This window comes from Rhodococcus sp. Ni2, from assembly GCF_021352185.1.
Classification (GTDB): Bacteria; Actinomycetota; Actinomycetes; order Mycobacteriales; family Mycobacteriaceae; genus Rhodococcus_F; species Rhodococcus_F qingshengii.
Window position 1 is genome coordinate 671,885 of sequence record NZ_WOXZ01000002.1, and the last position, 19,086, is coordinate 690,970.

Below are 19,086 nucleotides of genomic sequence, written 5' to 3' on the forward strand. Positions count from 1 at the left end.
TGTCTCCGTAATTCGTGAAGTGTCAGGTGGTGGCACGGCGTTTGAACGCCGCAAGGCACAGGTCGATCAGCAGGAATGCGAGAAGGCTGATGCCGAGTAGCGGAACGAACCAACCGACCAACGCCGTGATCGCGACGAGCGCAACGAGGCCGACCGGGGAGAGGTTGCGGATTCCGCCGCGGGCAGGAACCCGGCCGACTGCCCAGTCGGAGCCACGAGTGGGGCGTCGGCGCCACCACATGATGTAGCCCCGAATGACCACGCTGACCAGTGCGAGTGCCAGTGCGGCGAGTGCGATCTGGTTGGCAAGACCGAACAGCAGGCCCATGTGGAGTTGGATTCCCCAGGCCGAAAGTTTGGCTGCGAGTGGCCAATCCGAGAACCACAACTCGTCGGTGACCTTTTGCGTCGCTCCGTCGATTGCGATGGTGTTGTTGCTGTACACCCAGGGCTGACGTGTCTGGGCGACGGTGAACGCCGTCTCGGCGTTCGCGGGTATCGATACTTCGACAGGACCGGTGATCCCGTTGTACCTGGCGATACCGAGGACGGTGTCGACGCGTCCGACGTTGGTGTCCGTCAGCGTGCCGGTGGCGGCAGGGGCCATGTCGTGACCCTCGTGCCCGCCTGTCGCCGGAGGGGGAGCGTCGCCGAGAGTTTTCACAACTGAGGGCGTCGTCCAACTCAACGCGGTTCTCAGATTGCTGACGTTCTCTCCGGCGTAGGTCGACCACGTGAGGCCGGTCGCCGAGAGGAAGACCAATGCAACTGCTATCCAGATGCCGACGACACCGTGCCAGTTCAGGGTCCGGCTTCGTCCGGTGGATGCTCGGTCGATCGTGAGCAGTCGAGCGTTCCGGGCGGTGCGGTAACGACGGAACCAGAGGTAGACACCGCCGAGTGCGACCACCCACATCCACGACGCGGCCAATTCGCTGTAGAGGCGGCCGGGTTCGCCCAGATGAAGGTGGCGATGCAGTTGGGAGATCCAGGTTCGCAGTGGCAGCGAACCACTGCTTCCGTAGACCGCCAACTCGCCGACCGGCTGTGCGAGCACCGGATCGACGAACACGGCGAGCCTCTCCGATTCGCCCAGTGACGGATCGGTGAACAGGACTCGGGTGGTTTCGCCGGCAGCAGGGGACGGACGTACTGCCGAGACCGTCAAGTCGGGGCGGTACTGCTGAGCGGAACGGATCTGGTCGTTCAGTGACGCGATCTGTCCGGTGGTGTCGGTCTGGAGGTAGTCGCTGTAAACGAACTTCTCGATGGTGGGTGCCATCGCGTAGAGGCCACCGCTCAAAGCGGCGATGAGGATGAACGGTCCGATCAGGACGCCGGCGTAGAAGTGCAGACGCAGGATCAGTGGTCTGGCGCCGCCGACCTGCTTCTTCGGGGGAGAACTGTCGTTGGACGCGCGCGTCTGTGCGCGCTCCAATTCGGGTGCGGACATGCGTGTACTCGATCCCGCTGTGCGCCTTTATTAACCGCGGGCGGTTAATAAAGGCGCACAGCAAAGTGGCGCACGTAATCACGTGCGTGAAAGGAAAGGGGAGGTGAGTTACACGAATGCCGGTGGGCCGCGAGTGCCCAGGCCAGAGGTGAGAAGTTGACGTAGAACAACTTTGGCGCGGTATCGAGTACGTGCAGCGAACGGCGACGGTTCAGCTGCCCACGGGCGCAATAGAACGGCGACGATTGCCGCTACCGTCGATGCGGCCACGACGTATCCGCGTTCTGCGCCGCGGATCAGCACTGCGCACACTCCGACGGCAGCGATGTGTGCTGCGAGCATCGGAAGGGACAGGAGCAGGCCGTGTTGATGATCCGAAGCGATGGTCAACGTCGCGTGACCGATGGCCTGACCCGCAGCGAGCATGAGGGCGAGCAAGAGCGCGGGGGAGCGACGGGTGTCGATGGACGTGACCACCGCGCCGACGCTCGCGCAGGCGAGGATCAGCAACACGACAGCGCTTTCGGACGGGGCCATGCCGCCGCCACCGAGCGCGTGGGCTGCGACGGAAACTGCGCCGGAGGTGCCGCCCACGAAAGCACCGCGCAGCTGCGCGACATCTTTCGGACCCGGCGTCATACGCGAAAGGATACAGGCGCCTACTACCGGGCTTAGTAGGTGATCGGTCGGGATCGTTTCGGTGGCCGACCGACGAACGCGCTAGGTGGGAGATTTGTCCGATTCGCCAAACTTTGCCGAGGACCGGGTGAAACAAACGTGACGGTCATTTTCCGGTGCCAGACTTGGCTCTGGTCGCCGGCAACGGGTCGACGGCAGGGCAAACACATAGGAGAGTTTCATGAGGCGTCGATTCTTTGCGATATTCGCCCTGATGGGTGCGTTCGGTCTCTTCCTGTCTTCGGTGGCCTCGGCGGACCCGGTCACACGCTCCGTGTCGGGCACCCTTGTCAACTCGTGTAGCGATACTGGCGATCCGGTCGGGATATGGATGGTCGTATGGGATGGCTCGACGCAGATATCCTCGGCCACTGTCGGGGTGGGTGGCGCATACACGATCACGAACGTTCCTCCGGGCAATTACACGGTCAGTCCATACTCGCCGGCTGGATGCGGATCCGTACCCGACAGGACGGCGGTAGATCTGACGACGTCCGACGCGACCGGGATCGACTTCGAGTTGGTGAAGGTGTTCAGCATCGTCGGAACTGTCACTGGGTGTCCGGGTGCTGACGCGGTCGGCGCGTCTGACGTGACGTTGAATCTCCTCGATGCCGGCACGCAAATCGCGACGACAACGACGGATGATTCCGGTGACTACTTCTTTCAGTACAAGCCGGCCAAGGACGGCTATTCCGTAGAAGTGGTTCCCGGCAGCGGATGCGGTGCCGATCCAGCAGCAATTCCGGTGAATCTGAGCACGAATGACGTCACCGGTGTCGACTTCGCGCTCACTGCCGACGGCTGCGATACGGGCAGTTCGTTCGGAAGTGTGGATCTGTCGACGATTTTCGGAAGTCTCGGTAGTTCGGAATTCTGCAGCAGCTGAACACTTGTCCATGAAGGGAGGGTGATCGCCGAGGCGATCGCCCTCCCTTTTCTCGTTTGTTACCAAGGGATTTGCCCTGACATTGCGGAAGGCTGTTTCTAGCGGCAGATGAAGATATCTGTGCCGCATATCGTTACGACGTTCGTATTTGCTGAGATCGGCACAAGCTTGGGGACCAAAGTCATCGAAGTGCGGGTGTAACGGTCTGTTGTGCCACGACGGTATTGAGCAGAGAACGGCAAGCCCGCCAGAGTGATAGCGTCCGAGAGGCTATGTCCGAAATGATTCCGAACTCGACCTAGGAAAACGGTGCGCAGCGATAACAACGGTTCGAATAACGGAGTCCTGGGGAACAACTCCGGAACGACTCAGGGCGACGGCCATTTCGACGCGTCCGACGACGGCTATGCAACGTCGATTCGAACCGTCACCTTCACACCACAATTCGACGAGCCTGCAGCAAAACCGTTGCCCAGTCAGCGGATGCGCCAGCAACGTCGTGAAGAGCCGACCGATTTCCGGACCTCGACGCCCAGGCCTATGACCTCCGTCGACGACCTGGACATCATCAAGCGGGCGAAGCGTCCACCCGAACGCGGTTTGGGCAGTGTGTTGTTCAAACTCACCGGGGGCCGGATCAACACCGGGCAGTCGGCTGCCGAACTCGAACACCAGGCTCTCGTGCGCCGTGCCAACCGAACGGTGCGCGGCGTGTACAAGATTGCTTTCATCTCACTCAAGGGTGGAGTGGGGAAAACCACGGCGGCCAAAACTGTCGGTTCGACGTTCGCATCGATCCGTGGGGATCGAATCGTAGCCATCGACGCCAATCCCGACCTGGGGACTCTGGCTGATCGCGAACGACGTGAACATCACCTGACCGTTCGTGATCTGTTGGCCGACGGTGACATTCGTACGTACAGCGATGTTCGCTACTACACCTCGCAAGGCGACAGCCGACTCGAAATCCTTGCGAGTGAGGCAGATCCGGAAACTTCGGAGTCGTTCAACGAGCAGGACTACCTCGATACTCTCCGAATTCTCGAGGTGCACTACAACATCGTCATCACCGACTGTGGCACCGGAATCATGCACTCGGCCATGTACGGAATTCTCGACGAAGCAGATGCTTTGGTTGTCGTCAGCCCGACGGCTCAGGATGGTGCCCGTAGTGCTGCAGCAACGCTCAGTTGGCTGACCAAGCACGGATACGCAGATCTGGTGAGCAGGTCGGTCGTGGCGATCAATTCGACGCGGCCGGGTTCGTCTTCGCTCGACCTCGATCAACTCGAGGACGTTTTCGCTCAGCGTGGAGTGCGAGCGGTCAAGACGTTGCCCTACGACGATCACCTGGGCGAAGGCGGTCCGATCGACTTGAAGTTGTTGAACAAGCGCACGGCACGGGCATATCTGGAACTCGTCGCAGCAATTGCCGATGGGTTCCCGGACTCGGTGGGCAAGCACGCTTCTCGATAGAACGTGCTCGCCACCGAATCTGATCAGCAGGCTCCGGCGTTCAAGGGTGTCGAAGTATCGCGCCGTATCCGTCGGCGAGAACGAGGCGTTCGTCGATCTGTACCAACTCGGTGCCGGTCCCGATTGCGATGTAGGGGAGTACGCGATCGGCGGGCCCGATCAACTCTCCACTGGTGACTTCCTTGTCGTCAGGATCGGTGAGCAGCAGCGTCTCGACCTTGCCCTGTTCGAGGGCGTCGAGGACGCGTGCGGTCCCGTCGATGGAGAGGCCGGAGTCCCGGCCCTGCTCGGCGACGTAGCGTTCGGTTTCCACATCCATTCTGCGCAGTCGCTGCGTGTCGATCAGTTCACGAATCGACTTGGACACCTCGGCGGGTGTCGAACCGACTGAACGCGAACCCTTTTCGACGTCCACCACCCGTAGCGTCGACGGCAAAAGCTGTGCAAAAGCTTTGCGGGATTGTACTTCTCCGATGACAACCACCAGCGCGACCTTGTGTTCACGGGCGAGCGCCGCCGCGCGCTCCACAGCCTGAGTCAGGTTCTTCCGGATATTCTCCTCCACGAGGCTTTGGCTGTCGGTGTATCGCTCCTGACCGCCCACGTGTGCCTTGTGGACCGGGAAGCCGTCTCCGTCTACCGTTTCGCCGTACACGTCACGCCCGCGAGCATCGCGCACGCACAGGTCCGCGCCGGTGTGGTCGACCTTGGCGATGAGGAACGGTTCGGTGTCGTATCCGTGTGCGATCAGTGGAATCAGGTAGGGCAGTTCGCCCAAGGTCGCGATAGTGGAGCCGGCAGGTTCGAGCAGAATATCGTCGATCAGTACTGCCTCGGAAGTGGCGACGATCGCGCGTCCGGCGCGACCTGAGATGCCGTGATGGTTGTCCTTCACCTCGTCCAGTCGTGCGATCAGCGATTCCGATGCTCCCTGTTTCGTGAGTTGATTGCGCATCGAGCGCCATTCGAGTTCGAAGCGCTCGCGCGCATCTTCCCGGTTACGGACGTCTTCGAAGTACACGGAGGCAAACGGGCCGTCACTCGAACCGACCTTCTTCAGTCGCCCAGCATGCATGTCGGCTCCCTTCTGTAGTGGTCCTATGCCGCGTACCCGACAACCGGTGATTCGACACGACCGCTTTCAGTTCGCACGTTTGTTCGACTGCTGGTACTGTCTGTGAACGTGAGGGTGGTGCAGAGGGAAGCCTGCATCATCTTCACGCCAAGAGCCCGGGACCTGCCGCCGACTGCCTTCGGCGGCAGGTCCCGATTCTGCTTACTCGGCGTCGTCAGTGCCCTTCGACCTGTCGGAACTCTTGCGCCAGTGGGTGAATCGTTCTTTGATGTCCGACGCTACATCGCCGACGCCATTCCCCACGGCGCCCACCGCACCGCCCAACCCGCTACCGATGTCGCGCACCATGCGGATCAAAGGGTCCTCCGACTCGTCGAAGTTCTGCTTGTAGGTCTTGGCTGCATTCTTGAACTCGTCGCTGATCTTCGCTCCGTCGTCATCGCCGCGACGGGGGTAGTTTCCGCGCAGAATCGCGGCGTAGTCTCCGCTGTCCACCCACTTCTTGAGCTCGGCGGCGCGAAGCACCGAGAACGGGTGAGAGAGCAGTTCGATGTTGAGGAGCTTGAGTACACCGTCGCGGAGGTCGCCGCTGGCGTCGTACTCGGCGGCCTGGGCAAGAAACGCGTCGATGTCGATTTCACTGACTCGGGATCCGCCCGCCAATTTCATCTGGACGCGAATCGCGGTGTGTACGTCCTGCCCGCACAACAGTCCGGCACGATCACCGGACAGTTCTGACTTGCGCTGCCATTCCATGAGGGCGGCGATGATCGCGCGCAATGCCCATCCGCCGACGGGCAGCCATCCGATGGTTCCGGCCAGTCGCATCAAATGCATCAGGATGGTCCGATACACAGCATGACCGGACAGCGCGTGGCCAAGTTCGTGGCCGATGATGAACCGCTGTTCCTCGTAGTTCATCACGTCCAATAGGCCGGTAGTGACCACCATGAACGGCTTGTCCATGCCGATGGTGAAGGCGTTGACCATCGGGGTCTGGAGTACGAACAGCTCGGGTGTCTCGTCGGCCTGCAGGATCTCGACGCAGTCACGGCGCAGGTCGTTCAGGTCGCTGAACTGGCGTTCGTCGACTCGCACCGACGTGGCGAGGTACATGAGGCGGTGCTGACGTTCTTGGAGCAGTCCGGACAGCGTCCGCAGAACAGTGTCGAACCCCCGAAGCGTCCGGAGCGTCACCAATGCAGCCCGATCGGCTGGGTGTTCCCACGCACGCGAGCTGATGTCCGGGAACTCGATTCGGGTGCGATCTGGTGCAGTGGTCATGGTGGCCCCTCACTTCGATGTGTGTCGACTCACCTCCAGGGTAACGACTAGTCGGTTTAGCGTGGATTTCCGGCAGCTCACTCGGTGGGCTGGGGGAGCGTGCAATCGGTGACTTTGGGGTTGACGCCGAAGTAGTTCAGCGGACCCGCGATGACCGTGAGCGCGATGGTCCCGACGCCGGCGCAGTTGGTCGGCGAACTGCTGTAGTAGCCGCGTTGGCCGGCCGCGACGGCCCCGACTATCAGCCAGATCAGAACGATCAGAGTCACAATTCTCATCATGGCGGGCTCGATTCTTCAAATATTATGGTGCCCAGCGAAATACCCGGTCAGAGTGGGTATGAAACGCTGTGCCGACGGGTATCCACGGTGTATGCGGCTCGAGGCGGGCGTATCCGCCCGAGTGAACGCACTGAAGGAGCTTGTGATGATCATCCTCGGCGTGATCCTGCTGATAATCGGTTTCGTGGTGAACATTCCGATCCTGTGGACGATTGGTGTCGTCTTGCTGGTGATCGGAATCATCCTGTACGCGCTTGGCGCGGCCGGGCACGCCATCGGTGGTCGGCGGCATTACTACTGATCCGTTGTCGGCTCGTCGTGCGTATCCGTGCCAGTCGGCGCGGTCGGTACGGTGCGCTGAACGGCACGCGCAATCAGTTCCCGAAGGCAGACCTGGCGCAGCGTTCGCTGTTGCCAGTCGCTGCCGTTGCCTGTGACTGACTTGAGCTGCAGCGCCGACTCCACGCTCGCGTACTCGCCTCCCTCGTCTAGGGAGTCACGGACATGGATCAGGAGCCGGTGCAACAGTTCGGTGGCTGAAATTCTTTGTGAGGTAATCGGATCGATCGACGCTCCCAGGACGCCTTCCTTCGCGGATACCCAGGTTGCGAGGCGGAGGCTCTCGAGGGAAATGTTCGGAGCCTCGATGCCCCGGTCTATCGCGCGTAACGCAGTTGCCACCAGAGCCCGTCCAAGGGTTGCAAGTAGCGCTGCATCCTCTGCTGTCGGCTGAACGTCGCAGACTCGGATCTCGACGGTCGGTAGGTGGCAGGAAGGTCGGATATCCCAGTAGGCCATCCGCTTGTCGAGCATCACGCCGCAATCCACCATCTTCGCAACCGCGGTGTCGAAGTCCCCGGTGGTCTCGAAGTACGGCGGCGGCCCGGCGACTGGCCACCTGGACCATTGGATCGCCCGCCAACTCGCGAAGTCGGTGTCGACTCCTTGGTGGACACGGGAATTGGCGCTCAGTGCCAACAAGGCGGGCAACCAGATGCGCACGTGATTGCAGACCTGCACGGCCTGTACTTGATCAGCGACGCCCACATGTATGTGGCAACCGCAGATGCTTTGTTCGGCAGCGAGGGCGCCGAAGCGTTCGCCCATCCGGCGGTAACGAGGCGAGTCGCTGATCTCGAAACGCGAAGGCCCCGAAAGCGGTGCGCCGACGGCCAACAGCCTGCAGCCGTTCAACTCGGCAGCTTTTGCCGCGAGCCGACGCATGTCGGTCAAGTGGGTTCGGAGTTCGTCGATGCCATGGCACACGGGAGAGTTGGTCTCGACTTGGCAGCGGGACAACTCGAGCTGAAGATCCAATCCCAGTGTCGACGCGGTTTCCGCAACCGCAGCATTGTCGGTGGACGGCAACCAGGAGGTCGGGTCGACGAGGATGAATTCTTCTTCGACGCCGACGGTCGGGGTCGTCGATTCGTGGCGGCCAGCGGTGGATTCGGTCGAGCAGGTGGCGCCCATGCTCGCGTCTACCCGGTCGGTCGAAGGCGGAAACCGACCCGAGGAAGCCCCGTTCTCGTCGGGAGAACGGGGCCTGTGGTCGGCCTTGCCAACATCTCGGAAGCGTCAACGAGTCCTTGCACACCGTATGAATCTGGGGACTGGCGTGCCTGGGAAAACGTACTGTGTCGGACTCGGTAAAACGAGACCCCAAGGCATGTCTCACCCCCTATTTCACCCTCGTGTGGACTTGTCCGCACACCCTTCGCCGAGTCGCGGATCATGACCTGGCGGCCTGCGGTGGTGCAGTCTCGGTTTTATCCGTGGGGCCGCCGTTATCGAGCAGATTCCGAGAATACGAACCCATCTAAACTAACGTCCAGCATTCGGATGTGACGTTCTGGCGGAGTGTGTGGGTTCGGTGAGTCAACAGATAATTGATCAGTTAATCGCGTGCACAGCATCCGGAGAAGTTGTGGAACTTTCGAACTGGTATTGCGTTTCACCAGCGCAAATCTTCAGTGGTCATGGGTAAAATTCAGAAGATGGGAGAAAGTGCCTGGGATTGTGTTGCTACCGGTTCGTTATCGCAGACGAGTGTCCACTATGTGCGTGGATGACGACTCTTGAAGGCGGGCAAAACTGCGTGTCAGCTGTGTCGGAGCTTCCTCTGTCTTTGTGTTCTTGGATTGAGAGTTTCACCAGGAATATCTTTCGTGATCGACGCGCCGGGAAATTTTTCTCAAGATTTACCCACTTGCGAATTGGGGAAATAAGCGGGTTGCGGAAGACCGAAATATTGCGGGTGGGAGCTGTTATTTCCGGTGATTTGCCCATATCTTGCTGAGTGACGTATTTGCAACCGAAGTGTCGCGCGGTCGAGAAATAATGCTTTTCATGCTTTACATTGGAAATTGCAAGATGCACGATTCATCCTCAGTGTTAAACGAAAGGACGAACGCAATGGGTAGCTTGGAAGATTTCGACATCGCGGCACTTCTTCAGAAGGTCATCGCATTCTTCGACGGATTCTCGTCGGACGAGACCGAGACCCCCACGGGCTAAGACTTAGCGAAGCCGCTGTGCATCCGGATGACACTGGATGTGCAGCGGCTTCTCTGTATCCGGCGCCTTCATCGGCGAAGGCAATGAATCGGCGTGCGTGGTTTCGGCCCGCCACTGGGCACTAACTGGTTGCATCCGTCTGGATCAAGAGCATCGCGTCGTCGACCGGATCGAAGTACAGAGCCGGGTCGGCAACCAGTGCAGCGTCGTCACCATGAGTTTGCATGGTGACAACCCAGGCACGATCGTCGTGTTCCACGTAATAGGCACCCGCGAGGACCCCGATGGAACTGCCGCCCTTGAATCCGCCGTAAGTGAACCATTTCGCGGACTCGTCGCTGAGCGCCGGATCCTCGGCGAGAATGTCTCGAACCGGTGCGCCGCTCTCGGTCTTCGCCTTCTCTTGCAACGTGACCAACGCGGCACGCAGGTCGGCGGGCGAGGCGAACCAATCGATGTCGAAAGGCCAAGCGGGGGTGGTGAATGCTGACGCCGGGATGTCCACCAGGCCGCCAGGTAGTGCCGCGAGTATCGCTCGACGCTCGTCCGGAGTTCCGTCGCGCCAAGCGATACGTTGTGCGCCTTGGTCACCCCAGCCGAGTTGGAACAGTGCGCGGGTCGGCTTGAGCGGGATGTTGAGCGAAGGATTTGCCATGCCCATCGGGGCGAATTCGGCTTCTACCTGCTCGCGCCCGACAGCAGCGATCAGCATGTCGGTGGCGGTGTTGTCGCTGATCGAGATCATCTTGCCGGCGGTATCTCGGACCGTGACTCCAGTTCCCGATGGCAGGTCCTGCATGGTCCCGCCGGGCATCGATTTGAGGTCGTCGGTGATGGTGAGCTTCTGATCCCAGGAGAGTGTCCCGTTCTGGACGGCCGTCGCGACCGCGCCGAGAACGTACAGCTTGATCGTTGACCCTGTGGGCTGTGGTGAGGTGTCGCCGACACTGAAGACTTCGGCGTTCTTTCCTTCGGTGACCTCGGTGACGGTCAGATTGGTCGGCGCGGGAAGCGCTTTGACAGCTGCCTCGAGTTCTTGCCAAGATGCGGCCGGCACATGAACGTCCTTGGTCGGTGTGATCGCCATTCCGAGGATCAGCCCGTTGCCGTCGACGACGACGTTGACGTCGAACGCACCGCCGGTGGTGCTGGTGATGGAAACTGTGCCGTCGGAGTCGCCTCCCTTGTACTTCACTGTTGTCCAAGGCTGTCCGGCTCGGATGGAGTCGAAGTCCGGAGGTGTCAGGACGACGGGTGCAGTGGGCCCGAAGTGTTCGGCGATTTCTTCCTGGGTCAACGGCGTGCTCGTGTTGAACGCACTGAGAAGCCAGGTGATCTGCTTGCCGACGGAGCTGTCAGGGATCGTGACCGTAGCGGGTGCCGCGGTGGGGGAGGTCTTTGTGCTGTTTTCAGAGGTTTGTGCGGAATCAGTCCCGGAAGTACATGCGGCGAGGGCGAATACCGCTGCGGAGGCAAGTGCTACCAGCGCGAGCGGGCGGCCTTTCCTGCGTGTGTGTTCGAGATTCATGGACTTATTTCATCAGCATCTTCTTCGGCGCGCGTCCGTCTGAGGTGTAGACATACTCAGCCTGAGGTACTGAATCGCTTCATCCTGGAGTACCGTCAACCACTTGTAGTGGTGACACGCGCCTTGCCGCTGGACAAATGGGAGAAAGGCTGCACTCGAAGAACTTTCGTGATGACTGCGAGAGCTAGTTCTTGGTCGCGGCCAAAAAGGACGGTTGCGTTGACAGCGCTGCGATTTCTTCGGGGAGTTCGGGGATCCGACGATCGTACAGTTCTGCCAACTCGACCGAGCTGAAGCGTCGGACAGTCCAATTGTGTTCAGCCAACCACTGGCCCGGATCGGATCGCTTGTCGCTGTAGAACAGTTGCGAAATGTCCAGGTCTCCGAACGGGTCCTTGGCGAAGTACTTGGATCTGATGGCCGCAAGCTTGCTCGGGTCGGTTCCGGCCGGAAAGTCGTTCACCGCCAAGCGACTACCGGTGGCCGAGAGTTCGTCGATCCGCTCGAACAGGGCGTCGTGGGCCGGGCCGGGGAGATAGGCGAGCAGGCCTTCCGCCGACCAGGCTGTGGGTTCGTTCGGGTCGAAACCAGCCTCCTCGAGTGCGGCCGGCCAGTCGTTTCGCAGATCAGTAGGCACAGTGCGTCTATCGGTCTTCGGCTGGGCGTCGTGCGCAGCGAGCACTTCGGCTTTGAACTCCAGCACCTTTGGCTGATCCACTTCGAATACCGTCGATCCTGAGCTCCAATCCAGCCGGTACGCACGCGAATCCAACCCTGCTGCAACGATTACCGCCTGCCTTACTCCGGATTCGGTTGACGACGAGAAGAATTCGTCGAAGAACCTGGTTCGCAACCCCATGAAACCGCCGAAGGGGGTGTCCTCGAGGAGCGTGGGATCTTTCAGAAGAGCTGTGAAATGCGGCTCGGCTGCAGCTTCTACGAACCACGATGCGAACTTGTCTTCGATGATCGCGTCCGGACGGGTGCTCTCCAGTGCTCGGAACGTTGCCACTGCCAGCGCGGTAAGTCCGACGCTACTGACGATGTCCCACGTATCTCCATCGCTCCGCATTGTCTGGGTGTCCTTCCGCTCTTGACGACTGAGCCGAACTCTCTCGACCCTACGCCCGTGTGACCCCTCGTCGCCTGGAACGGAACGGTCGGACTTGGAGCAGCAAATACACGCTGACCGGATCGAAAAATTCTGCAGTGCAAGGCGTTCGGTTTGAATCAGCATCCTGCCAGGAATTTGCCAGGTCAGTGCCAGTGAGCGGCAAGGATGCAGGACTTCACTGGGGTGTGCCTCAGGGCTGAGAGAGAGCCTCGAGAATCCTTCGGGCAGGGGATTGATCGTGGCATGACCATCCGCCGGAACCACTTCGTGGGACCGTTCGGTTCCAGCTGATCTCTCGGACCGCACAACGAATGTCCCGTCGAGAAAGAGAGATGTGAGCCCATGTTGCAGGAAGGCTCGCTGGATGTATTGGCCGCCGCGGCGCGGAGCGGTAGCCGTGAGTTTATGGCCAGTTTGTATGCGGCGTTTCGTCCGATGGTTGTGCTGCGGTGCCGCGCCGAGCTTGATCGGGCCGTTTCCGATTCCGCCGCGGATGCCGCGTGCGTCGCCGTTCTCACGGCAGTGTGCGACGGATCGGAGACGTATCAGCCTTTTCTACGCGTGCTGTACGCGAGTACAAGCATCGCGATTGCTCGGGCGGCATCCGACGGGTTCAGCGGTGGATCGCTCCCGCCTCCGACAACGCTCCCGATTGTCGAACGCGATGTCCTGGTGTTGCGGCTGATCGTCGGGCTCGATACAAAGGCGACCGCAACGTCGCTTGCCCGTACGACAGACGAGGTGTCGCTCGACCTGCATCGGGCGCTGCAGCGACTGCGAAAGTTGTCTTCTCCGAATGCAATCAGAGAGAGTTTGGTATTCACCTGAGGGCGTTCGGAATGCGCAGATTCGGGCGGGAACGGATCCCTGCCTTACTGGCCGGCGATGTATTCGATCGACGGGCCGGCAGTCCAACCGCCGTCGACGGCGATCTCGGAACCCGTTGTGTACGAGGCATCGTCGGAAAGCAGGTAGGTGACCGCGCCGACCAACTCCTCCGGGCGACCGACACGGCGATACGGATTGTTGGGGAATGCGCCCTCTTCGAGGCTGATACCCGTCGGTGCAGTCATGGGCGTCAGGACCATGCCGGGGTGAACCGAGTTGACCCGGATCTTGTCGCGACCGAGTTCGACGGCGGCGATCTTGCTCAGCCCACGCACGCCCCACTTGGCTGCGCCGTAACCGCTGGTCAGAGCCATGCCCATCAGGCCGGCGGCCGAGGAGATGTTCACGATGGATCCGCCGCCGGCTGCCTTCATGAACGGCACTACCGTGTGGATACCGGTGTGCACGGACACCAGGTTGATCTGGATGATGCGCTGGAACGTCTCGAGTGGTTCCTCGGCGACTGTCTGGCCGGACGCCGAGATTCCGGCGTTGTTGACCAAACCGTTGATCGCGCCGAACTCGGATACCGCGTACTCGGCGGCGGACTTCCAAGACGCTGGATCGGTGACGTCGAGGTGAACGTAACGCGCTGCGTCGCCGAGAGATTCGGCCACTGCTCGACCGTCGTCGTCGAGTAGGTCGCCGATGACGACGCGGCCGTTGCCCGCGACGATGCCGCGGGCAAACGCCTCGCCCAGGCCGCGTGCGCCGCCGGTGACGAGAACGATTTTTCCGGAGAGATCCTGAGTCATGATTGTTCCTTACCTGTTGGTGTTGCGAGATATGGCTTCGAGAACGCCCCGAGCGCGCGGGTGATGGCCTCGGGTGCGGGCGTCCGGAGGTCTGCCATCTCACGCAGTGCGGCGACTACCGCAAGTGTTGCCTGGCCCGAAGCCGCTGTGGTGTCGAGCGAGGTTTCCGGACGGTCGATCAGGCGTGCGACTTCTGGGCGAATCAGTTCCATCGTCTCGAAAGTTGCTGATTCCCAAACTCTCCGGAGTGCCGCATCACCGAAGATGATGGGCATCAGTGACCGGGTCATCGGCTCGAAGGACTCGCCGACCGATGCGATAAAGGCATTCTTCACAGCCGCTGCGAGCCCGAATTCGCGGGCTTGCGCGCTGAGTGCGGTGGCCAGACTGCGGTTTCCCTCGTCGAGCATCGGCCAGATGCTCTCCTCTTTGGTGGCGAAGCAACGGTAGAACGTTCGCTCGGAGATTTCTGCCCGCTCGGCGAGCTCCGCGATGGTCGTCGAAGTGTCGCCGCGTTCGACGAAAGCGGCAGCACAACTCTGCGAGACGCGGAGAAGTAGTGCAGTGCGGCGGGCTGTTGCCATATCCGCACTGTACCAAAAGTGGCAGAAACTGCCACAAATGGTGTCGGCCGGTCAGCCGACGTTATCTTCGATTCCGGAAACCTCCTGCTCAACTGCGTTCTTGAGGTTCAGGAGCGTCTTGCGGATGTTGCCGCGCTGAAAATCGGCGAAGGTTTTTCCTCCGGTGGCAATTTTGTCGAACATGTCGGCGGCGAAGTCCGGCCAGCCGCGCCTGTCGTCGGTCCACGTTTCGGTAACTCGGGTTCCGTCGGGCACCGGCGAGAATCGGTACTGCCAGGTTGCGATAGAGGCGGGGATCCGGGGAGTACTGAGGCCGATCTTGTGAACACGGAATTCGAAGAGCTTCCCGGCCTCGGCAGCGGTGACGGTGCATCGCGTGGTCCACTGCGCGCGCCCACGCTTGTTGTGCCCGTCGAACTCCATGCCCAGGAAAGCGCTTTCGCGGTCTCCCCGCAAGGTTGCGCCTGTGTTTTCGGGACTCCAGGCACCCATACGAGTGGGATCGCTGATGACCTCGTAGAGGGAAAGCGCGTCGGAGCTGACGACGATGCTGTCGGAGACGGTAAGTTCGCGAGCCATTTCGGTTTCAGGTTCTTTCTGTCGAGCGTGTGTGAGGTGAGTATGACGATCGGTGGTTTCGCGAACAAGATGCGGACGTGGCGGATGAACCGTCGACCTGATCGGCGTTGAACTACAGGTGCGGTTTCAGTTGGATCTTGACCGCGCCTTCCTGCTTCTTCTGGAAGATCTCGTAGGCGTGTGGCGCCTGATCGAGCGGCAGCTGATGGGTGGAAAAGGTGTCGACGCCGAGTGGGTCGTCGTCAGTGAGCAGGGGCATGATGTCCTCTACCCACTTCTTGACGTTCGCCTGGCCCATCCTGAGCTGAATCTGCTTGTCGAACATGGTCATCAGCGGCAGCGGATCAACCATTCCGCCGTAGACACCGATCAAAGAAATGGTTCCGCCGCGCCGAACGATGTCGATGGCCGAATAGACAGCGCCAAGGCGATCGATTCCTGCGTTACGCATCGCAGGCGCGGCAAGAGCATCGGGAAGGAGTCCGACGAACTGCTGCGCGAGCTTTCCGATCGGAGACCCGTGCGCTTCCATACCGACAGCGTCGATCACCGAATCGGTTCCGCGGCCGTTTGTCGCGTCTCTGATGGCATCGCCGATCTTGCTGCCGTAGTCGTCCAGGTTGAGGGTCTCGATACCGCGTTCGGCAAGGCGCGCAAGGCGTTCGGGTACACGGTCCACACCGATTACTCGAAACCCCTTGTGGTGGGCGATACGAGCCGCCATGTCACCGATCGGTCCGAGGCCGAGGATTGTCACGGACCCACCCGGCGGAATGTCGGCGTATTCGACCGACTGCCAAGCGGTGGGGAGCACGTCGGAGAGGTAGACGAATCGCGAATCCGCGGGACCTTCGGGAACTTTGATATGTGTGAAATGTGCTTGCGGTACTCGGAGGTACTCAGCCTGCCCGCCGGGCACCGAGCCGTAGAGCTCGGAGAAGCCGAACAATGCTGCGCCCGTTCCCTGATCGCGGACCTGCGTCGTCTCGCACTGTGTGTAGAGGCTCGAATCGCACATGAAACAGTTGCCACACGAGATCTGGAACGGAATCACGACGCGGTCACCTATCTCGAGATTCGTGACTTCCGAACCGACTTCTTCGACGATTCCCATCGGTTCATGGCCGAGAATGTCGCCGGCATTCATGAACGCACCCAGAGTCTCGTACAGGTGCAGATCGGATCCGCAGATATTCGTCGTGGTGACCTTGATGATTGCGTCGGTGGGTTCGACGATCTTCGGGTCCGGAACCGTATCGACGCTTACTTTCCGTTTGCCTTGCCAAGTCACTGCGCGCACTGGGATCGACCTCTCATCGTGGAAATGCTGTTCGCAGTCACCTGCCCGAAAGCACTGAAATGCAAACAAAATCGGTGAGGGTTGCGAGAAGTCCTGAGCGCGTTAGATTGAGATGGAGCTGGGTCCCGGTCTCTTTGCGCCGGCTCCAGGACCGAGACGACGAGATGATGAGGACGATCGCATGACCGACAAAGACGACAACGACCAGTCGCCCAAGGGCGGGCACCCAGGACCCGTGGACAAGGGCGGCGACGGGGGAATGGCAACGCGAGAACAGGCGCCTGAACTGGTCGAGGAGACCTCCGACGAGAAGTCTGACGACGAGTAGTTTCCTTTTACTCCGCGTTGGGTAACAACGGGGATAGGCCGCATCGGACCGTCCCGGAATCAATGCGGGCGAGGTTCCTCGAGGTTGAGCAGCCAGCCACGGGAACCGCCTTAAGCAGATCCCTCAACCCTGTTGTCATTCAACCCTGTAACAGCACGTGATCGAATCGGGTCCGCAGTAGTGTCGGGACCCGGAAGTCGTCAAGCGTTCGAACTATCAACTGTTCGGCAACATCCCGGAGTTTCACGTTGGTCTCTTGAGAACGCCACACGAGGATGTCGAAGGCGCGATCGGCCGAAATGCCGTAGATCACCATGAGCATGCCTTTGGCTTGCTCGATTACTCCGCGAGAAGCGGTGATTTCGTTGACCAGCACGTCGACAGACGCTTTCACCGTACTGTCGAGGGTTTCGGTGACGTCGATGTAGAAGCCTGAGCTGCCGACCACGGCACCCGACTCGTCCACGACGCTGTCGCCGACGACGATTACCGAGTGAGTGTCCCCTGCAGTGTCGATGATGCGGTGGCGGCTGCTGAACGGTCCGCCTGAAGTGCGGATGGCGTGCAGTGTTTGAGCAACGTGTCTTCGGTCGTCGGGATGCTTGTGCGAGAGCATCAATTCTGTCGTCGGAGCTACTTGGTCGGGTTCGTATCCGTGAATCCGTGCAACTTCGTCCGACCACTCCCACCGATCGCCGTTGCGGTGATAGAGAAAGCCGCCCACCCGGTGTGGAGCCCCCGATCCTGACGTTCGCCCCAACCCGTCCTCGTTCACCACACACGCCCCCTCGTTCTCGACCTCGTCCCAACCGGCGTACTCGCCAGTTAGTTATATCGGACAAATCCGGCGGAGGTGGTGTCGGTCCCATATTTCGGAGCATCGTCTGGATCGCTACCGCATGGGTCGGGGAAACCGGCCCTCAGAGTACTTGGCGACGGTCCCACGTCACTCGCGGTTGAAACAGTGTTGCCGCTGTGTCCATTCGGTGATCGCCGCCGCGATGGCCGCAGGCTGATCCTCGGGGGCGAGATGTCCTGCGGGACCGCACTGTTCCACCTCGAGATTTGCGATATTCGATCGGCTCCACGTGACTTCGTCAGGTCCGATCATGAGAAGTTCTGCGGGGCCGCTGAAGGTGAGAAGAAGTTTGGGTACGTCGGTGCTTTCTGCGAGCCAATCGCTGTACGCCGCCACACGTGCATTCACGTCACCGGGAGTTCCTTCGATGGGGAAGGATCGTGGCCACTCGAGAAGGGGTCGGCGACTCTCTCGTGACGGATAAGGGGAGCGATAGGCCTCGGCATCGGTTTCGGTCATTTCACCGAGAACCGTTCTGTGAAGCGCTATTTCGAGAAAGAAGTTCTCGTCGAGTACCTTCGTCTCTCCTGTGTCGGAGTCCCTCAGAGCTTCCACCCGTGCCCGTGCCTCTCCCGGGAAGTGTTCGTCCCAGGTCATCGGACGAAGGATCGTTTCGAAGAAGGCCACACCTCGGACGCGATCGGGGTGGCGGGCAGCCCAGTCCAGTGCAAGTGCCCCGCCCCAGTCGTGTCCGACGAGTACGACGTCGTCGAGTTCCATCTGGTCGAACCAGGCGTCGAGGTAGCGGGCGGTGTCGAGGAAGCCGTAGTTGATTGGCGGTTTGCCTGACCGCCCCATTCCGATGAGGTCAGGGGCAAGTGCGCGGCCCAGATTTCCTATCTGCGGCAGGATGTTTCGCCACAAGTGCGAGGATGTGGGGTTTCCGTGGATGAGTACGAAGGGTGGTCCTTCGCCGCGCGAGCGGTAGGCCATGGTCGAGTCGAGCACGGGAATTGTGGGCATTGCGACTCCTCAAATAGTTTCCATATACTCTAATTGAGATAGTAGCCATGTATTCTATTTGTATGCAAGATCGAGAAACATGGACGACAGGGTCGCTGGTGTGGCACCTTGGCTTGCGCTGGCGGGCGGGGGTTGACCGAGCGATCGCGCACCTGGGGTTGACTCACGCCCAGTATTCAGTGCTCGCGTCTCTGCATGGTCTGGTGAGTGCGGGGGAGAGGCCGAGTCAGCGAGAACTCTCAGCGCACACAGGATTGCAGCGAATCTACATATCCAAGCTCGTGCGAGCGTTGGAGAAGAGCGGGTTTGTTGTCAGTGAACGCGATAGACGCGATGCGCGAGCCGTTCGCCTCGATCTCAGTGACGAGGGCAAACGAGTCATAGAGCTCGCTAAAGACATTGTCCGCCAATTGGATGCAAAGAATACGGAAGTGCTGACGAAAACCGGAGGGCGGGAACTCGCCGAGCTCCACCGCGCCCTTGACGCGTTACTCGACGCCACCGAAGCAGCAGATGGATAATGCGCCGGTCCGCT

The 19,086-nt window shown here is 60.5% G+C and carries 20 protein-coding genes; 6 read left to right on the forward strand and 14 right to left on the reverse strand.

Translation table 11 applies throughout. The features are described 5' to 3' along the window. Positions 1–22: 22 nt before the first annotated feature. Positions 23–1,453 carry a PepSY domain-containing protein gene (locus GN300_RS16640; RefSeq protein WP_063314929.1) on the reverse strand — a complete coding sequence of 477 codons (1,431 nt, stop codon included), beginning with the start codon at positions 1,451–1,453 and terminating at the stop codon, positions 23–25. Positions 1,454–1,561: 108 nt separating this feature from the next. Further along, the gene (locus tag GN300_RS16645) at positions 1,562–2,092 is read right to left on the reverse strand and encodes a hypothetical protein (protein ID WP_007734626.1); all 531 of its coding nucleotides are present in this window, start codon (positions 2,090–2,092) and stop codon (positions 1,562–1,564) included. 220 nt (positions 2,093–2,312) lie between these two features. Here GN300_RS16645 and GN300_RS16650 point away from each other — a divergent pair, with 220 nt between their 5' ends. Together GN300_RS16650 and GN300_RS16655 are read left to right on the forward strand one after the other, a co-directional pair. Further along, positions 2,313–3,020 carry a hypothetical protein gene (locus GN300_RS16650; RefSeq protein ID WP_063314928.1) on the forward strand — a complete coding sequence of 236 codons (708 nt, stop codon included), beginning with the start codon at positions 2,313–2,315 and terminating at the stop codon, positions 3,018–3,020. 309 nt (positions 3,021–3,329) lie between these two features. After that, a complete protein-coding gene (locus tag GN300_RS16655) occupies positions 3,330–4,496 on the forward strand; it encodes a MinD/ParA family protein (protein ID WP_003945525.1) in 1,167 nt (388 codons plus the stop codon). A gap of 40 nt (positions 4,497–4,536) precedes the next feature. Here GN300_RS16655 and GN300_RS16660 read toward each other — a convergent pair whose 3' ends face one another. The 3 genes from GN300_RS16660 to GN300_RS16670 all read right to left on the reverse strand — a co-directional run bounded on the left by GN300_RS16660 (position 4,537) and on the right by GN300_RS16670 (position 7,136). Then, positions 4,537–5,571, reverse strand: coding sequence for a hypothetical protein (locus GN300_RS16660; protein WP_007734628.1), 1,035 nt, complete (start codon positions 5,569–5,571; stop codon positions 4,537–4,539). 201 nt (positions 5,572–5,772) lie between these two features. Beyond that, complete coding sequence (locus GN300_RS16665; RefSeq protein WP_003945574.1) at positions 5,773–6,855, reverse strand: M48 family metallopeptidase; 1,083 nt, start codon at positions 6,853–6,855, stop codon at positions 5,773–5,775. A 77-nt stretch (positions 6,856–6,932) separates the two neighbouring features. Next, complete coding sequence (locus tag GN300_RS16670; protein WP_003945456.1) at positions 6,933–7,136, reverse strand: hypothetical protein; 204 nt, start codon at positions 7,134–7,136, stop codon at positions 6,933–6,935. Positions 7,137–7,281: 145 nt separating this feature from the next. Here GN300_RS16670 and GN300_RS16675 point away from each other — a divergent pair, with 145 nt between their 5' ends. Beyond that, a complete protein-coding gene (locus tag GN300_RS16675; protein ID WP_003945912.1) occupies positions 7,282–7,437 on the forward strand; it encodes a DUF6131 family protein in 156 nt (51 codons plus the stop codon). On the opposite strand, the gene GN300_RS16680 is transcribed toward GN300_RS16675, so the two are convergent. The 3 genes from GN300_RS16680 to GN300_RS16690 form a co-directional block, all read right to left on the reverse strand. Continuing rightward, positions 7,431–8,609, reverse strand: a complete 1,179-nt coding sequence (locus tag GN300_RS16680; protein ID WP_054187961.1) for a glutamate--cysteine ligase — start codon at positions 8,607–8,609, stop codon at positions 7,431–7,433. The two genes, GN300_RS16675 and GN300_RS16680, sit on opposite strands and share 7 nt — an antisense overlap. A gap of 1,165 nt (positions 8,610–9,774) precedes the next feature. Further along, on the reverse strand, positions 9,775–11,181 hold the full coding sequence (locus GN300_RS16685; RefSeq protein WP_063314927.1) for a serine hydrolase: 1,407 nt from the start codon (positions 11,179–11,181) through the stop codon (positions 9,775–9,777). A 184-nt stretch (positions 11,182–11,365) separates the two neighbouring features. Continuing rightward, positions 11,366–12,253, reverse strand: coding sequence for a class I SAM-dependent methyltransferase (locus GN300_RS16690; RefSeq protein WP_047269285.1), 888 nt, complete (start codon positions 12,251–12,253; stop codon positions 11,366–11,368). Between the two features lie 384 nt (positions 12,254–12,637). On the opposite strand from GN300_RS16690, the gene GN300_RS16695 reads away from it, so the two are divergent. Beyond that, the gene (locus tag GN300_RS16695; RefSeq protein WP_063314926.1) at positions 12,638–13,123 is read left to right on the forward strand and encodes a hypothetical protein; all 486 of its coding nucleotides are present in this window, start codon (positions 12,638–12,640) and stop codon (positions 13,121–13,123) included. A gap of 44 nt (positions 13,124–13,167) precedes the next feature. On the opposite strand, the gene GN300_RS16700 is transcribed toward GN300_RS16695, so the two are convergent. The 4 genes from GN300_RS16700 to GN300_RS16715 all read right to left on the reverse strand — a co-directional run bounded on the left by GN300_RS16700 (position 13,168) and on the right by GN300_RS16715 (position 16,401). Then, a complete protein-coding gene (locus GN300_RS16700; RefSeq protein WP_003945779.1) occupies positions 13,168–13,938 on the reverse strand; it encodes a glucose 1-dehydrogenase in 771 nt (256 codons plus the stop codon). Next, positions 13,935–14,522, reverse strand: coding sequence for a TetR/AcrR family transcriptional regulator (locus GN300_RS16705; RefSeq protein ID WP_007734655.1), 588 nt, complete (start codon positions 14,520–14,522; stop codon positions 13,935–13,937). Before GN300_RS16705 ends, GN300_RS16700 begins: the two co-directional genes overlap by 4 nt. A gap of 51 nt (positions 14,523–14,573) precedes the next feature. After that, positions 14,574–15,101 carry an SRPBCC family protein gene (locus GN300_RS16710; protein ID WP_042452472.1) on the reverse strand — a complete coding sequence of 176 codons (528 nt, stop codon included), beginning with the start codon at positions 15,099–15,101 and terminating at the stop codon, positions 14,574–14,576. 112 nt (positions 15,102–15,213) lie between these two features. Further along, positions 15,214–16,401: a zinc-dependent alcohol dehydrogenase gene (locus tag GN300_RS16715; RefSeq protein ID WP_042452468.1), complete on the reverse strand. Its 1,188-nt coding sequence runs from the start codon at positions 16,399–16,401 to the stop codon at positions 15,214–15,216. Positions 16,402–16,582: 181 nt separating this feature from the next. On the opposite strand from GN300_RS16715, the gene GN300_RS16720 reads away from it, so the two are divergent. Next, positions 16,583–16,729: a hypothetical protein gene (locus GN300_RS16720; RefSeq protein WP_003945804.1), complete on the forward strand. Its 147-nt coding sequence runs from the start codon at positions 16,583–16,585 to the stop codon at positions 16,727–16,729. Positions 16,730–16,868: 139 nt separating this feature from the next. Here GN300_RS16720 and GN300_RS16725 read toward each other — a convergent pair whose 3' ends face one another. Next, the gene (locus tag GN300_RS16725; protein WP_037132380.1) at positions 16,869–17,507 is read right to left on the reverse strand and encodes a PAS and ANTAR domain-containing protein; all 639 of its coding nucleotides are present in this window, start codon (positions 17,505–17,507) and stop codon (positions 16,869–16,871) included. A 168-nt stretch (positions 17,508–17,675) separates the two neighbouring features. Further along, positions 17,676–18,551, reverse strand: coding sequence for a haloalkane dehalogenase (locus tag GN300_RS16730; RefSeq protein WP_054827312.1), 876 nt, complete (start codon positions 18,549–18,551; stop codon positions 17,676–17,678). Between the two features lie 62 nt (positions 18,552–18,613). On the opposite strand from GN300_RS16730, the gene GN300_RS29995 reads away from it, so the two are divergent. Then, positions 18,614–19,072: a MarR family winged helix-turn-helix transcriptional regulator gene (locus GN300_RS29995; RefSeq protein WP_176741993.1), complete on the forward strand. Its 459-nt coding sequence runs from the start codon at positions 18,614–18,616 to the stop codon at positions 19,070–19,072. Positions 19,073–19,086 lie beyond the last annotated feature (14 nt).

What these genes read in the sequence shown, in the direction of transcription:
- GN300_RS29995 (WP_176741993.1), top strand. Translation starts at nt 18,614, where the DNA reads ATGCAAGATCGAGAAACATGGACGACAGGGTCGCTGGTGTGGCACCTT.
- GN300_RS16710 (WP_042452472.1), bottom strand. Translation starts at nt 15,101, where the DNA reads ATGGCTCGCGAACTTACCGTCTCCGACAGCATCGTCGTCAGCTCCGAC.
- GN300_RS16670 (WP_003945456.1), bottom strand. Translation starts at nt 7,136, where the DNA reads ATGATGAGAATTGTGACTCTGATCGTTCTGATCTGGCTGATAGTCGGG.
- GN300_RS16700 (WP_003945779.1), bottom strand. Translation starts at nt 13,938, where the DNA reads ATGACTCAGGATCTCTCCGGAAAAATCGTTCTCGTCACCGGCGGCGCA.
- GN300_RS16660 (WP_007734628.1), bottom strand. Translation starts at nt 5,571, where the DNA reads ATGCATGCTGGGCGACTGAAGAAGGTCGGTTCGAGTGACGGCCCGTTT.
- GN300_RS16690 (WP_047269285.1), bottom strand. Translation starts at nt 12,253, where the DNA reads ATGCGGAGCGATGGAGATACGTGGGACATCGTCAGTAGCGTCGGACTT.
- GN300_RS16730 (WP_054827312.1), bottom strand. Translation starts at nt 18,551, where the DNA reads ATGCCCACAATTCCCGTGCTCGACTCGACCATGGCCTACCGCTCGCGC.
- GN300_RS16680 (WP_054187961.1), bottom strand. Translation starts at nt 8,609, where the DNA reads ATGGGCGCCACCTGCTCGACCGAATCCACCGCTGGCCGCCACGAATCG.
- GN300_RS16675 (WP_003945912.1), top strand. Translation starts at nt 7,282, where the DNA reads ATGATCATCCTCGGCGTGATCCTGCTGATAATCGGTTTCGTGGTGAAC.
- GN300_RS16665 (WP_003945574.1), bottom strand. Translation starts at nt 6,855, where the DNA reads ATGACCACTGCACCAGATCGCACCCGAATCGAGTTCCCGGACATCAGC.
- GN300_RS16685 (WP_063314927.1), bottom strand. Translation starts at nt 11,181, where the DNA reads ATGAATCTCGAACACACACGCAGGAAAGGCCGCCCGCTCGCGCTGGTA.
- GN300_RS16720 (WP_003945804.1), top strand. Translation starts at nt 16,583, where the DNA reads ATGACCGACAAAGACGACAACGACCAGTCGCCCAAGGGCGGGCACCCA.
- GN300_RS16640 (WP_063314929.1), bottom strand. Translation starts at nt 1,453, where the DNA reads ATGTCCGCACCCGAATTGGAGCGCGCACAGACGCGCGCGTCCAACGAC.
- GN300_RS16695 (WP_063314926.1), top strand. Translation starts at nt 12,638, where the DNA reads ATGTTGCAGGAAGGCTCGCTGGATGTATTGGCCGCCGCGGCGCGGAGC.
- GN300_RS16705 (WP_007734655.1), bottom strand. Translation starts at nt 14,522, where the DNA reads ATGGCAACAGCCCGCCGCACTGCACTACTTCTCCGCGTCTCGCAGAGT.
- GN300_RS16645 (WP_007734626.1), bottom strand. Translation starts at nt 2,092, where the DNA reads ATGACGCCGGGTCCGAAAGATGTCGCGCAGCTGCGCGGTGCTTTCGTG.
- GN300_RS16650 (WP_063314928.1), top strand. Translation starts at nt 2,313, where the DNA reads ATGAGGCGTCGATTCTTTGCGATATTCGCCCTGATGGGTGCGTTCGGT.